General features: G+C 67.3%; 13 protein-coding genes and 1 pseudogene. 6 read left to right on the top strand and 8 right to left on the bottom strand.

Annotation, left to right across the window (positions count from 1 at the left end; all coding sequences use genetic code 11):
* Window positions 1-90 precede the first annotated feature (90 nt).
* Together VG561_RS17545 and VG561_RS17540 are read left to right on the top strand one after the other, a co-directional pair.
* A complete protein-coding gene (locus tag VG561_RS17545; RefSeq protein ID WP_014647917.1) occupies window positions 91-585 on the top strand; it encodes a VOC family protein in 495 nt (164 codons plus the stop codon).
* Window positions 586-661: 76 nt separating this feature from the next.
* The gene (locus VG561_RS17540) at window positions 662-2,245 is read left to right on the top strand and encodes a phytoene desaturase family protein (RefSeq protein ID WP_014647918.1); all 1,584 of its coding nucleotides are present in this window, start codon (window positions 662-664) and stop codon (window positions 2,243-2,245) included.
* A gap of 50 nt (window positions 2,246-2,295) precedes the next feature.
* Here VG561_RS17540 and VG561_RS17535 read toward each other — a convergent pair whose 3' ends face one another.
* The 7 genes and pseudogenes from VG561_RS17535 to VG561_RS17505 all read right to left on the bottom strand — a co-directional run bounded on the left by VG561_RS17535 (window position 2,296) and on the right by VG561_RS17505 (window position 7,846).
* Entirely contained in the window at window positions 2,296-2,967 is a 672-nt protein-coding gene (locus VG561_RS17535; protein WP_014647919.1) for a rhomboid family intramembrane serine protease, read from the bottom strand.
* Window positions 2,968-3,060: 93 nt separating this feature from the next.
* On the bottom strand, window positions 3,061-3,489 hold the full coding sequence (locus VG561_RS17530) for an MGMT family protein (RefSeq protein WP_401730001.1): 429 nt from the start codon (window positions 3,487-3,489) through the stop codon (window positions 3,061-3,063).
* On the bottom strand, window positions 3,396-4,316 hold the full coding sequence (locus tag VG561_RS17525; protein WP_014647921.1) for a DMT family transporter: 921 nt from the start codon (window positions 4,314-4,316) through the stop codon (window positions 3,396-3,398). Before VG561_RS17525 ends, VG561_RS17530 begins: the two co-directional genes overlap by 94 nt.
* Before the next feature lie 160 nt (window positions 4,317-4,476).
* The gene (gene gorA, locus VG561_RS17520; RefSeq protein WP_049442360.1) at window positions 4,477-5,835 is read right to left on the bottom strand and encodes a glutathione-disulfide reductase; all 1,359 of its coding nucleotides are present in this window, start codon (window positions 5,833-5,835) and stop codon (window positions 4,477-4,479) included.
* A pseudogene (locus VG561_RS17515) lies at window positions 5,832-5,993 on the bottom strand (amino acid dehydrogenase); the annotation flags it as partial. The pseudogene VG561_RS17515 and the gene gorA, both read right to left, overlap by 4 nt.
* Before the next feature lie 26 nt (window positions 5,994-6,019).
* The gene (locus VG561_RS17510) at window positions 6,020-7,264 is read right to left on the bottom strand and encodes a DUF418 domain-containing protein (protein ID WP_041863671.1); all 1,245 of its coding nucleotides are present in this window, start codon (window positions 7,262-7,264) and stop codon (window positions 6,020-6,022) included.
* Window positions 7,265-7,363: 99 nt separating this feature from the next.
* Window positions 7,364-7,846: an FKBP-type peptidyl-prolyl cis-trans isomerase gene (locus VG561_RS17505; RefSeq protein WP_423179842.1), complete on the bottom strand. Its 483-nt coding sequence runs from the start codon at window positions 7,844-7,846 to the stop codon at window positions 7,364-7,366.
* A 111-nt stretch (window positions 7,847-7,957) separates the two neighbouring features.
* Here VG561_RS17505 and VG561_RS17500 point away from each other — a divergent pair, with 111 nt between their 5' ends.
* Both VG561_RS17500 and VG561_RS17495 read left to right on the top strand, forming a co-directional pair.
* Entirely contained in the window at window positions 7,958-8,497 is a 540-nt protein-coding gene (locus tag VG561_RS17500; protein ID WP_026347086.1) for a C40 family peptidase, read from the top strand.
* A 131-nt stretch (window positions 8,498-8,628) separates the two neighbouring features.
* The gene (locus VG561_RS17495; RefSeq protein ID WP_197575401.1) at window positions 8,629-9,402 is read left to right on the top strand and encodes a C40 family peptidase; all 774 of its coding nucleotides are present in this window, start codon (window positions 8,629-8,631) and stop codon (window positions 9,400-9,402) included.
* A 216-nt stretch (window positions 9,403-9,618) separates the two neighbouring features.
* On the opposite strand, the gene VG561_RS17490 is transcribed toward VG561_RS17495, so the two are convergent.
* Window positions 9,619-10,953, bottom strand: coding sequence for a dicarboxylate/amino acid:cation symporter (locus VG561_RS17490; RefSeq protein WP_014647927.1), 1,335 nt, complete (start codon window positions 10,951-10,953; stop codon window positions 9,619-9,621).
* Between the two features lie 154 nt (window positions 10,954-11,107).
* Here VG561_RS17490 and VG561_RS17485 point away from each other — a divergent pair, with 154 nt between their 5' ends.
* Together VG561_RS17485 and VG561_RS17480 are read left to right on the top strand one after the other, a co-directional pair.
* Window positions 11,108-12,814, top strand: coding sequence for an alkaline phosphatase (locus VG561_RS17485; RefSeq protein ID WP_197575403.1), 1,707 nt, complete (start codon window positions 11,108-11,110; stop codon window positions 12,812-12,814).
* A complete protein-coding gene (locus tag VG561_RS17480) occupies window positions 12,811-13,350 on the top strand; it encodes a WG repeat-containing protein (protein WP_414611897.1) in 540 nt (179 codons plus the stop codon). Before VG561_RS17485 ends, VG561_RS17480 begins: the two co-directional genes overlap by 4 nt.
* The last annotated feature ends 199 nt before the right edge of the window (window positions 13,351-13,549 follow it).

Genomic DNA, 13,549 nt, shown 5'->3' with positions numbered 1-13,549 from the left:
TTCGGGCGCCCTTTTTTGCGGGTGCAGCACGATCCCGGGTTAACACCGCGCGTGCTATCGCTGCGGCTTCGTCCATCGCGGAGCCCCGACATGGCACACAAGAACACGATCTGCCTCTGGTACGACAACGGCGCGCTTGAGGCCGCCACCTTCTACGCCAGCATCCTGCCCGACAGCGCGGTGATCGCCGTGCATCACGCCCCCGGCGACTTTCCGGATGGCAAGGAAGGCAACGTGCTGACGGTCGAGTTCACGGTCTGCGGCATTCCCTGCGTCGGCCTCAACGGCGGCACCGCGTTCAAGCACAGCGAAGCGTTTTCCTTCCAGATCCAGACCGAGGACCAGGCCGAGACCGACCGCCTGTGGGATGCGATCGTCGGCAACGGTGGACAGGAGAGCCAATGCGGCTGGTGCAAGGATCGCTGGGGCATCTCCTGGCAGATCAGCCCGCGCATGTTGATCGAAGCCGTGACCAGCAAGGACAAGGCATTGGCCAAGCGCGCCTTCAACGCGATGATGCCGATGAAGAAGATCGACATCGCCACCATCGAAGCGGCAATCAAAAAAGGGGACGGAGGGGATTAAGTCGTTTCTCCCCATGCCCCGTGTGCAGATGCAGATTGCGACTTAATCCCCTCCGTCCCCTTTTTGCGAGGTGTTGATGTCCTGGGATGCGATCGTCGTTGGTGGCGGCCACAACGGCCTGGTCTGCGCGGCCTATCTGGCGCGCGCTGGAAAGAAGGTGCTGGTGCTGGAACGTCGTGGCGTTCTCGGCGGTGCCGCAGTCACCGAGGAATTCCATCCCGGCTTCCGCAACTCGGTGGCGTCGTACACGGTGTCCCTGCTGCAGCCGAAGGTGATCGACGACCTGCAACTGCATGCGCATGGGCTGCGCATCATCAATCGCCCGGTCAACAACTTCCTGCCGATGGAGGATGGTCGTTATCTGCTGTCGGCACCGGGCCGCACCCAGGCAGAGGTCGCGAAGTTCTCCGAGCGGGATGCGCAGCGGCTTCCCGAATACGAAGCGCGCCTGGAGATCTTCGCCGATGTGCTGCGCGCGTGGGCCCTGCGCGCGCCACCGGATGCCGGCGTTGCGGGTGGTTGGCGCGCGTTGCCTGCGCTGTGGCAGATGGGTCGTCTTGGTCGTGAACTGGCCACGCTGGATGCCTCGCTGCGGCAGGAGCTGCTGGACCTGTTCACGCTGTCGGCAGCCGAGTATCTGGATCGCTGGTTCGAAAGCGAACCGATCAAGGCGCTGTTCGGCTTCGATGGCATCGTCGGCAACTACGCAAGCCCCTATACACCGGGCAGTGCCTACGTACTGCTGCACCACGTATTCGGCCAGTGCAATGGCGTGAAGGGTGCGTGGGGCCATGCGATCGGCGGCATGGGCGCGATCAGCCAGGCGATTGCAGCCTCGGCACGCGAGGCCGGAGCGGAACTGCGCGTGGAGGCCGGCGTGCAGCGCGTGCGAATCGAACAGGGCCGCGCGGTGGGCGTCGAACTGGCCAACGGCGAGATCCTGCGCGCACGCACGGTGGTCGCCAACGTCAATCCGAAACTGCTGTACGAACAATTGCTGGAACCGGCACAGGTACCCAACGCGACACGCGAACGCATGGCGAACTGGCGCTGCGGTTCCGGCACGTTCCGGATGAACGTGGCGCTGTCGCGGCTGCCGGAGTTCCGCGCCCTGCCCGGGCCCGGCGATCACCTCAGCGCCGGCATCATCATGGCACCCAGCCTGGATTACATGGACCGCGCCTGGCTGGATGCGCGCCGCGACGGTTGGGCGCGCGAACCGATCGTGGAAATGCTGATTCCGAGCACGCTGGACGATTCGCTGGCGCCGCCCGGGCAGCACGTGGCCAGCCTGTTCTGCCAGCATGTGGCGCCGGTGTTGCCTGAAGGCCGCCATTGGGACGATCACCGGGAGACCGTGGCCGACCTGATGATCGCCACCGTCGAACGGCATGCGCCCGGCTTCACCGCCAGCGTGCTCGGTCGGCAGGTGCTGTCGCCGCTGGATCTGGAACGCACCTTCGGCCTGGTCGGCGGCGACATCTTCCACGGCGCACTGAGCGCCAACCAGCTGTTCTCGGCACGGCCGATGGTCGGCCAGGCCGGCTATCGTGGCGCCCTGCCCGGGCTGTACCTGTGCGGTTCGGGCACACACCCCGGCGGTGGCGTCACCGGTGCACCGGGGCACAACGCGGCGCAGGTGGTGTTGCAGGATCTGTAGAGGCGTGCCCACCAACGGTCGGCACCTGCAGCGTCAAATGAGCCTTCGGATCATTTGACGCTGCGCAGATGGTTCGGGCGCTTCGGTGGGCCGGGCGGGCGGCGCTTGAACGGCGGCTGCCCGCGCCAGTAGCGGATCAGCAACCAGCCAAACAGCATGCCGCCGAGGTGCGCGAAGTGGGCCACGCCCGGCTGCCAGCCGGTCATGCCCAGCACCAGCTCGCCCACACCGAACAGGATCACGAAAGTGCGCGCCTTCATCGGGATCGGCGGGAACAGCAGCATCACCCGCTGGTTCGGGAACAGCATGCCGTAGGCCAGCAGCAGGCCGAACACGCCGCCGGAGGCGCCCAGCACCGTGGCAGGGTTTTCCAGCAGCGTACCCACCAGCAGCTGGCAGACACCGGCACCGGCCACGCACACCAGGTAGTACAGCAGGAAGCGCTTCTCGCCCCAGGTCTGCTCCAACGGCGCGCCGAACATGAAAACCGCCAGCATGTTGAAGAACAGATGGCCGAAGCTGCCATGCAGGAAGCCGTAGGTCAGCAGCTGCCAGGGCTGGAAGTTGCCGCCCGGCGAGAACGCGTCGAAGCCCTGCTGCAACGGTTGCAGCATGAACGGCTCGAAGGTCTGCATGCCGAGCAGGAACGGCTGCTGCAGCAGGAACAGGATCGCGTTGGCGATCAGCAGGGCCTTGGTGACGGTTGGCAGTCGCGGGAACATGGGAGCACCGGCATGGAACGGCCTCCATCATAGCCGCAGCATCGTGTCTTGTTGGCGACCCGCAGGTCCGGCCTGTTCAGTCGCCAGCGGTGCTCAGCCCGGGCCCCACACCGCTGCGTCCAGCGCCGCCGCCGGATCGGTCGCCGGCATCCGCACCCGGCCGTTCTCCACCCGCACACCCTCGGCGCGCAACCGTTGTGACTGCTCGCGCCAGCCGGCCGACCCTTCTTCCATGGCAATGCGCCCGTCCGAGCGCAGCACGCGGTGCCAGGGCAGGTCCGGGTCGTCGTTCTGGCCCAGGATGCGTGCGGTCAGGCGTGCACGCCCGGGCAGGCCCGCGCGCATCGCCACCTGGCCGTAGCCCATCACCTGCCCCGCCGGGATTGCGCGGATCACCGCCAGGATGCGCGCACGCGCCTGCTCCGGCGTCAGCGCCGCAGGCGGGTCACCAGCAGAACGCCGATCAGCACCAGCACGGTGCCGGCGATCTGCGCCGGCCCCATCGGTTCGTCGAGCAGCCATAGGCTCATCACGATGGTGGAAACAGGGCCCAGCATACCGACCTGCGCGGCCAGCGACGAACCCACGCGCTGCACCGCCAGCATGATCGCCAGCACCGGCAGCACCGTGCACACGGTGGCATTGACCAACGACAGCCACTGCACCGGCGCCGGTGCCTGCCACAGCAGCGGCAGCGGATGGGTCACCGCGAAATGCAGCAGCACCAGCACGCTGGCCACGCAACTGGCATAGGCGGTCAGCCGCACCGCACCGATGCGCGCGACCACCTGCCCACTGCCGAACAGGTACAGCGCATAGCTGAGGGCACTGCCCAGCACCAGCAGGCTGCCGACGATGATCTGCCCACCCTCGCGCTGCAAATCGTGGCCGAAGGCCAGCAGCACGCCGAGGTAGCTCAGCACCAGCGCACCGATCTGCCAGCGGCCCGGCCGCTGGCGCGCCAGCAGCACGTTGATCAGCAGTACCAGGGTCGGGTTCAAGTAAAGGATCAGCCGCTCCAGGGTCACGCTGATGTACTGCAGTCCCTGGAAGTCGAGCAGGCTGGACAGGTAGTAGCCGGTGAAGCCCAGCCACAGCACGCGGGCACGGTCGGCCCAGGACAACGGCTCGGCCCGGCGCGCGGCCCACGCTGCCATCAACGCGAACAGGGGCAGCGCCATCAGCATGCGCAGGGCGAGCAGCGTGGTGGCATCGACGCCGTGGCGCAGGCCGAGCTTGACGATGATCGCCTTGCCCGACGCGGCGATGGCGCCGATCGCGGCCAGGCCGATGCCGCCCAGCGCAATGCGTGGGGAAGCAGTGGCAATGCGGGAAGCGGGAGTGGACATCAGGACGACGGCGGGCCGCGCAGAGCGGCCCGGCAAGGCGTGGGGGTCGCTCATTGTCGCATGGGGGCGCCCGCTGCCCTGTAGAGCCGAGCCTGCGCTCGGCGTCGCCAGGCCGGTGCGAAAGGCTGCCGAGCAGGGCTCGGCCCTACAACATCCCGGCTCAGCGCATCAGCACCACTTCTTCGGCCGAGGTCGGGTGGATCGCCACGGTGTCGTCGAACTGGGCCTTGGTCGCGCCCATCTTCACCGCCACCGCAAAGCCCTGCAGGATCTCGTCGGCCGCTTCGCCCAGCAGGTGGATGCCTACCACGCGTTCTTCCGGGCCGGCACAGACCATCTTGAACAGGCTGCGCTGGGTACCATTGGCCAGCGCCTGCAGCATCGGGCGGAAGCGGCTGTGGTAGACGCTCACCTGGTCGAAACGCCGGCGCGCTTCTTCCTCGCTCATGCCCACCGCGCCCAGCGGCGGATGCGAGAACACCACGCTGGCCACGTTCTCGTAATCCATTTTGGACTGCGGGCGCCCCCCGAACAGGCGGTCCATCAGCCGCCGCGAAGCGGCCACCGCCACCGGGGTCAGGCCGACCTTGCCGGCGATGTCACCGACCGCGTGCACGCTCGGCACGCGGGTGGTCTGCCACTCGTCCACCTGCACCTGATCGTGCTCGCCGATGTCGATGCCGAGCGCTTCCAGACCCAGGCCACGGCTGTTGCCGCGGCGGCCGGCAGCGAAGAACACCGCATCGAACACACTGTCGATCGGGCCGTCATGGCCGAACGCCCGCACGCGCTCGCCATCGCGCTGCAGTTCGCGCAGGCGATAGTCGAAATGGATCCGCACGCCCTGCTGTTTCAGGTTCTCGGCCAGCTGATCGGTCAGCTCGTAATCGAAGCGCTCCAGCAGGCGCTTGCCGCGCACCAGCAGGCTCACGCGGCTGCCGAGCGCCTGCAGCAGGCCAGCCAGCTCCACCGCGATGTAACCACCACCGATGATCGCCACCTCGGCCGGCGCCGCACGCAGGTCGAAGAAATCGTCGGAGACCAGGCCCAGCTCCGCGCCGGGAATATCCGGACGCAGTGGATGCGCGCCAGTGGCGATCAGGATGTGTTCGGCGCTGTAGTGCACGCCATCACTGCAGGCCACGGTGTGCGCATCAAGCAGATGGCCACGTGCCGGAATGCGCACCACGCCGGTTTCGTCCAGGCGCTTGTGGTAGCTGGTGTGGATGTTGCTGATGTAGGCCTGGCGATGGATCACCAGTTCCTTCCACGACAGCGCCGGGCGTGCCTCGACATCGAAGCCCATCGCATTGGCCAGGCCGATGCGCTCGTGCAGGTCGGCCGCCAGCCACATCGCCTTCTTCGGCACGCAGCCGACATTGACACAGGTTCCGCCCAGTTCGCCGGGTTCCAGCATTGCCACGCGCTTGCCATGCTGCGCGGCGCGGATCGCACCGGCCAGGCCGGCGGAGCCGCCGCCAAGGACGATCAGGTCGTAATCATAGGATGCAGTGCTCATCGGAATCGCTCGGGTCGGTAAGGGGCAGGATCGATCGCTGGCGTGTGGCCGCAGACGAGATCGGCGATCCGCTGGCCGATGCCGGCGCTCATGCTGACGCCGAGCATGCCATGCCCCGCTGCAGGCCAGACGTGAGGATGCGCGGGCGCGCGGCCGATCGGCACAGCGCGTGCGCGCTCATCGCTCACCCCTGCTTCGTCCTGCGCCGCATCGGTGGCCACTGCCGGTAGGTCATTGCACGCCACAGCCATTCCATCGGACCAAAGCGGAAGCGCGCCAGCCACGCGTGCGAAACAGCCACCTGCACGGCAAACAACAGCAGCGCGAACAGCAGCTGCACGCTGCGCGGCATCATCTCGAACCTGCCCAGGCCGTAGTGGTAGAAGGTCCAGGTACACAGCAGCGACTGGCCAAGATAGTGGGTCAACGCCATGCGCCCCACCGGCGCCAGCCACGCCAGCCGCGTGCGCCAGTGCACGATCCACGCCAGGTAGCCCAGGCACATCGGCAGCCCGCCAACCGTGACCAGGGCCATCGCCGCGGTCACCGGCAGGTTGTAGGCGCCGGGTGCAAGGTAGGGTTTCCAGGCAACCCCCAGCAGCGTGACCAGCAGCCCCAGCGGCAGTGCGATCCAGCGCAGCGACGCGTACAGCCGCGGGAAGCGCTCCGGCGTCGCCAGCGCGCCACTGCCGGCGAACCAGCTGCCGAGCAGGAACATGCCCAGCACTTCCGGGCCGCTGATCAGCAACGCGCCCATCGAGGTGCCGAACTCGCTCAGGCGCTGCACAGTGGCCTGCGCCCAGCTGCCCTGCCCGTACACCTGCCGCTGCAGGTCGATGCTCTGCTGCGCCTCGGCAAGCATGCCCTGCACCTCTTCGGCCGACGCCATCGACACCATCGCACCCACCAGCAGCATCATCGCTACACCGCCGAGGTAGACGATCACGCCCATCCACGGCAGCCAGCTGCGCGGCGCCTCGCGGCAGGCCAGCAACGGCAACGAGACCAGCGCATACATCACCAGGATGTCGCCGGACCAGACCAGCAGTGCATGGCACAGGCCGATCAGCAGCAGGCCGGCGCTGCGGCGCAGGTAGAACGGGGTGAAGTCGCGCCCGGCCACCTCGGCGCGTTGTGCCATCACCGCAAAGCCGGCACCGAACAGCAGCGAGAACAGGGTGAAGAACTTGCCCTGCACGAACACATAGACGAAGGCGTCGGCCCAGTAATCGATGCCCCGCCAGTGCACGTCAATGCCGGTGAAGGCCAGGTCCAGCGGGCCGCTGAAAGCCTCGATGTTCATCAGCAGGATGCCCAGCAGCGCAGCACCACGCAGCACGTCCAGCACGGCGATGCGTTCGCCGGAAGCCACCGGCTGCAGGGAAGGAGAAGCGGCGTTCACGGGGCGTCCGTCAGGCAGGTCCGCCATTATGCCGCCGGCCCGTGCACCATGGATGGCCGCGGCGTGTTCCAGAAACGCAACGGCCCGCCGAAGCGGGCCATTGCTGCCATCACGATCGCGCTGCGATCAGTGCTGGTGACCGCCGTCGCCGTGGACGTGGCCGTGGTCCAGCTCTTCCTTGCCGGCTTCGCGCACGTCGACGATTTCGACGTCGAAGTGCAGGTCCTTGCCAGCCATCGGGTGGTTCAGGTCAACGTCGACGACGCTCATGCCGACCTTCTGCACGGTCACCGCACGCGGGCCGAAGTTGGTCTGCAGCACGACCTGCTGGCCCGGCGCCAGCCTGGTATTGCCGAAGTGCTTCTTCGGCACGCGCTGGGACAGGCCCTCACGACGCTCGCCGTAGGCATCGGCCGCCTTGACGTCGACGTTGAAGGTCGCGCCGGCTTCCTTGTCCATCATGGCGTTTTCCAGGCCCGGGATGATGTTGCCGTGACCGATCAGGATCGCCAGCGGCTCGCCGCGGTCCTTGGACGATTCGATCGGCTCCTGGCCGACTTCGGAAACGGTGTAGTGGAAGCGGACAACGCGGTCTTTTTCGATCTTCATGCGCAACTCTGTCTGGATCTGCCGGAGGCAGGCGGGTTGGGGCGGGTTGTCGCCCGGCGGGGACGCCGCCATCATGACGGCCAATCCAAGGTGGCGCATTATCCGGAGATCATGCACATCACGCCAGTTTCGTCCGGCCAGCGCCGGTTTCTCGCCCCGGCCCTGCTGCTGGCCCTGCCCCTGTTGATGACCGCCTGTGGCGGTGGCAAGGCCACCCGCCCGGCCCCGCCCCCGCCCACGGCGAACTGGCCAAAGACCGTGCCGGACAACCCCGAGGCTGCCAACTCGGTGCTGATGCGCGCCATCAGCCTGGTCGGCACGCCCTACCGCTATGGCGGCAACACCCCGGATTCGGGCTTCGACTGCAGCGGCCTGGTCGCTTATGTCTATCGCGAGATGCTGGACCTGCGGCTGCCGCGCACCTCCCGCGACCTGGCGGCGGTGCAGGGCCCGAAGATCGACCCGCAGCGCTTGGCCACCGGCGACCTGGTGTTCTTCGGCAGCCGCGGCAGCGTCACCCACGTCGGTATTTATGTAGGTGAAGGGCGTTTCGTGCATGCGCCGAGCACCGGCGGCACCGTGCGCCTGGACTCGCTCAGCGGTCCCTACTGGAAGGACCACTACACAGGGGCGAAACGCGTCCTTCGCTAAAATGAACAGGCGATATATTCAAAACTGTGACGGACATCACTGTGCAACTAACGAATTACTAACGGAATTTTTAACTTATCCGCGCTTTTACAGGGCATGATGCCCCATCGTTTTTTTCCTGTGACCGACGCGTGACGACTGACGACCTGAAAAGCGAAGGCCAGACTTCCGTATCTTCACGTAGTGCCCGCCCGCTGTTGCTTGGCCTGGCACTGTGTCTGACCAGCCTTCCGGCCTGGTCGCAGACTGCTCCGAACCGTTCCGATGTGACCCCGGCCCCGGTGGCCGAGAGCACCGCCCGACCGGCCGCCAAGGCCGAGGCTGCCGCTCCGCAGCGCAGCCGCGTCGATGCCGCCGCCAGTGCCACGCTGGCCGCCCTGCTGCCGCACCTGGCCGCCAACGACACCATTCCGCTGATGGACCGCTCGGCCGTGGTGGCCGGCGACCTCAGCCGCCTGCTCGCCAACTACGACACCAGCAGCGCCGCCAATGGCAGCGTCATCGGCACCGCCGCCGACAACGGCAAGGTGCAGTCGCTGCTGCGCCGCGCGATGACCCTGCTGGGCACCCCGTACCGTTGGGGTGGCAGCAACCCGGACAGCGGTTTCGACTGCAGCGGTCTGGTCGGTTATGTGTTCCGTTCGGCCCTGGGCATCGAACTTCCGCGCGTCTCGCGCGAGATGGCCCACGATGACAATGCCGAACTGATCAACGACCGCACCGCGCTGGCCGCGGGTGATCTGGTGTTCTTCGGCCGCAAGGGCCGCGTCGACCACGTCGGCATCTACGTCGGCGATGGCCGTTTCCTGCATGCGCCGAGCTCGGGCAAGGACGTCCGCGTGGACACCCTGCTCAGTGGCTACTGGGGCAACAAGTTCATGCAGGCCCGCCGGGTCGACCTCTGACCGGCTGGCGTCACAGCGCCGCCTGATACGCAAAGCAAAGCCGCTGCCCTGCAGCGGCTTTTTTGTTGGGCCCGCGTAATGGTGGGTAGCTGCCGACCTTGGTCGGCACCGCCTCCATCCACGCATGGCGTGGATCTACCACGGCCGGCAGCGCGTCAGCCATCTCCCAAACGAAAGGCCCGCCGGTCAGGGCGGGCCTTTCATCTCCACGCAACCTCAGCTGCGTGGCGGTGTCGGGTCAGGATCGTCCACGCCCACATTGCTGGACGGATTGTCATACACCGCCTGGTCCAGCAGCCCGGTTTCCTTGGCCACGATCACCGGCACCAGCATCTGGCCGGTCACATTCGTCATCGTGCGCATCATGTCGAGGATGCGGTCGATGGCATACAGATAGCCGATGGTCTCCAGCGGCAGGTTGGCTGCGCTCAGCACCACCGTGGCCATGATCACCGCGGTACCCGGCACGCCGGCCGTACCGAAGCTGCCCAGCACCGAGGCGATCAGCACCACCACGTACTGCTCCGGGGTCAGCGGCACACCGCTGTACTGCGCGATGAACACCGCGCACAGCGCCGGATAGATCGCGCCGCAGCCATCCATCTTGATGCTGGCGCCCAGCGGCACCGCGAATGAACCGTAGTCCTTGTTCACGCCCAGGTTGTGGGTGATCGAACGCAGCGCCACCGGCATCGCGGCGAAGCTGGACGAGCTGACGAAGGCCACCTGCATGCCCGGCGCCGCGCCGCGGAAGAACTTCAGCGGGTTCAGGCCGTGCGCCAGCAGCAGCGCGCTGTAGACCACCACGATGTGCAGGGCGCAGGCCACGTACAGGGCCAGCACGAAATGGCCCAGCGGCAGCAGCTTCTCGAAGCCATAGCTGCCGACCAGGCCGGCGATCAGGCCGAAGGTACCGATCGGGGTGACTTCCAGCACGAAGCGGGTCACCTGGATCATGATGTCGCTCATCTGGCCGACCAGCTTGCGCGCCTCGGTCACCTTCTCGCCCAGCTTGACGATGGCAAAGCCCACCAGGCCAGCGAAGAAGATCACCGGCAGGATCGAGCCGCGACCGGCCGCCAGCACGGTCTCACCGGCCGCATTGACCTTGGTACCGATGCCGGACAGCGCGTAGAAGACATTGGCCGGCACCACGTCCAGCAGCACCTGCACCACACTGGGCACTTCGCGCGGCACGTAGTTGCTGGCCATTGTCAGCTGCAGCCCGCCGGCACCGGGCTGCAGCACGGTCCCCACGCCCAGCCCAACGCATACCGCCAGCGCCGCGGTGATCACGAACCACAGGAAGGTGCGGCCACTGAGCGCGGCGACCGACTTCTGCCCGTGCAGCGACGAGATTGCGTTGATGACCGCGAAGAACACCAGCGGCACGGCGATCATCTTGATCAGGGTGACGTACAGCTCACCGAGCGGGCCGAACCACGTTTCCGCGGCCGGGCCAAGCGCCCAGCCGGCCAGCGCGCCGAGCACGAAGCCACCGACCACGCGCTGCCAGAATGGAATCCGCAGCCAGGCAGAGACCAGCTTCATAGGCAATCCAGAGGGGAAGGAAGGGATGCTGGCACGATAGCCCAAGGCGGCCCGCAGAACGACCGCCCGGCCGGCAAATCAGTGTGTCATCGGCGTGCCTTGCAGGGGCGGGCATAATGAACGTCCCGTTACAGTTTGTGAGATCCCAGCGTCCATGCGCCGTTCCGTCTCCCTGTTGGCCGCCTGCGCCACCACCCTGCTGCTGGGCGCCTGCGCCAGCACCCCCCCCGCCTCTGCCCCGGCCGGCCTGAAGGTCGCCGTCGACCCGGTCGCCCATCCGGCCGGCGAGACCCCGCAATGGTGGTACCGCAGTGGCGCCGCCCAGGCCGCCGCCAACGGCGCGATGTCCGGCAAGGCGAAGAACGTCATCCTGTTCCTCGGCGACGGCATGAGCCTGACCACCGTGGCCGCCGCGCGCATCTACGAAGGCCAGCAGAAGGGTGGCTCGGGCGAGGAGAACCTGCTGTCCTGGGAGCGCTTCCCGGCCACGGCGTTCAGCAAGACCTACAACACCGATTCGCAGACGCCGGACTCGGCCGGCACCATGACCGCCATCACCACCGGCGTGAAGACCCACATGGGCGCGATCGGTGTCAGCGCCGGCAGCCGCACCGACTGCGCCGACAGCCTGTCCAAGGGCCTGCTGACCTGGCTGCAGCTGGCCGACAGCGCCGGCCTGGCCACCGGTGTGGTGTCCACCGCGCGCCTGACCCATGCCACCCCTGCTGCCACCTATGCGCACTCGCCCGAGCGCAACTGGGAAAACGACACCGACCTGACTGAAGCGGCCAAGGCTGCAGGCTGCAAGGACATCGCACAGCAGCTGCTGTCGACCTCGCGTTATGGGCGCGGCCCGCTGGTCGCTCTCGGCGGCGGTCGCGGTGAATTCACCACCGTGGAAGAGCGCGATCCGGAATACGACGACAAGGTCGGCCAGCGCCTGGATGGCCGCAGCCTGGTGCAGGAATGGCAGCAGGCGCACCCGCAGGGTGCCTACGTGTGGAACAGCAAGCAGCTGGCGGCGGCCGCCAATGCGCCGGCCATCCTCGGCCTGTTCGAACCGGACCACATGCGCTACGAATACGAGCGCCCGCAGGATCCGGGCGGTGAGCCGAGCCTGGCCGAACTGACGGCTGCAGCGATCAGGAATCTGGCCAGGCACCAGGAAGGCTACGTGCTGATGATCGAAGGCGCGCGCATCGACCACGCCAACCACAGCGGCAACGCCTACCGTGCACTGACCGAGACCGTGGCGCTGTCCGACGCGGTGCGCGTGGCCAACGAGCTGACCTCGGCCGACGACACCCTGATCATCGTCACCGCCGACCACTCGCATACGCTGAACTTCGTCGGCTACCCGGCACGTGGCAATCCGATCCTGGGCAAGGTGAAGGACAAGGGCGGCGAAGATGGTGCCGGCAAGCTGGACTACGCGCTGGACGGCACCGGCCAGCCGTACACCACGCTGAGCTATGCCAACGGCCCGGGCCATACCGGCAGCAGCAACCAGCAGCCGGCCGGCCCGAAGCGTTACCCGCACAACCCGAGCAGCTTCGAACCGGCCAACGGCCGCCCGAACCTGCGCGAGGTCGACACCGAGCATCCGGACTACATGCAGGAAGCACTGGTGCCGATGAAGTCTGAATCGCACGGTGGTGAGGATGTCGGCATCTGGGCGCGTGGCCCGGGCAGCAAGGCGATCCGCGGCACGCTGGAACAGAACGCGATCTACCACATGATCGTGCAGGCCACCCCGGCCCTGCGCGAGCGCCTGTGCCAGGCCGGCACCTGCGATGACAAGGGCGTGCCGGTGCAGCTGCCGGCACCGACGGCCTTCGAGCGCAAGGCCGAGGCCAAGTGATCGTGCGGCAGGCCCGCCTCGACCGCGGCCGCTTCGCGCGGTCGCTGGTCCTGCTCGGCGTACTGGCCGGTTCCAGCGCGCTGGCGCAGGCGCCGACCTGCCAGCTGCTGACCGACGAACACGGGTTGTGGCCGCTGCCCAACTGCGAGGTGGTCGATCACCGGCCGAAGATCAGCGCCGATGCGCTGAAGAACCTGAACTACGACGACCACGGCCTGGCCGTGGTGTATGCCGACCAGGGCTTCCACTACGTCGACCGCAAGGGCCGCAGCCTGCCTGTGCTGACCTGGGACAACGGCCCGGAAACACCGCAGGAAGGCCTGCTGCGCGGCCGCGTCGGCAACCGCGTCGGCTACTTCGACCTGACGTTCCGCCAGGTGGTGCCCGGCACCTTCGATTTCGGGTGGCCGTTCCAGGATGGCGTGGCCGAGGTCTGCAACGGCTGTCGGCGCGGCACGCCGGATGCCGATGGCCACACGCCGATGGAAGGCGGAGAGTGGTTCCGCATCGACCGCGCGGGCCGTCGGGTGAAGTAGGTTTTTCGGCAGGGCTGCGCCCTGCACCTGCTACACGCCAGAGCAATAGCAACGGCCACGGCCGAAGCAACAGCAACAGCGTGCGTTCCGTGGGATGGCGGGGCACTGTGGGTTTGCGGGGACGCCGTAAACCCGTCCCTGGGGGCTTGGTCGCCGCATCCATGCGGCTCACACCCCGCAAACCCACAGTGCCCCGCCT

The organism is Stenotrophomonas sp. CASM110 (assembly GCF_049384345.1).
GTDB classification, from domain to species: domain Bacteria; phylum Pseudomonadota; class Gammaproteobacteria; order Xanthomonadales; family Xanthomonadaceae; genus Stenotrophomonas; species Stenotrophomonas muris.
This window is presented reverse-complemented; position numbering and strand designations above follow the sequence as displayed.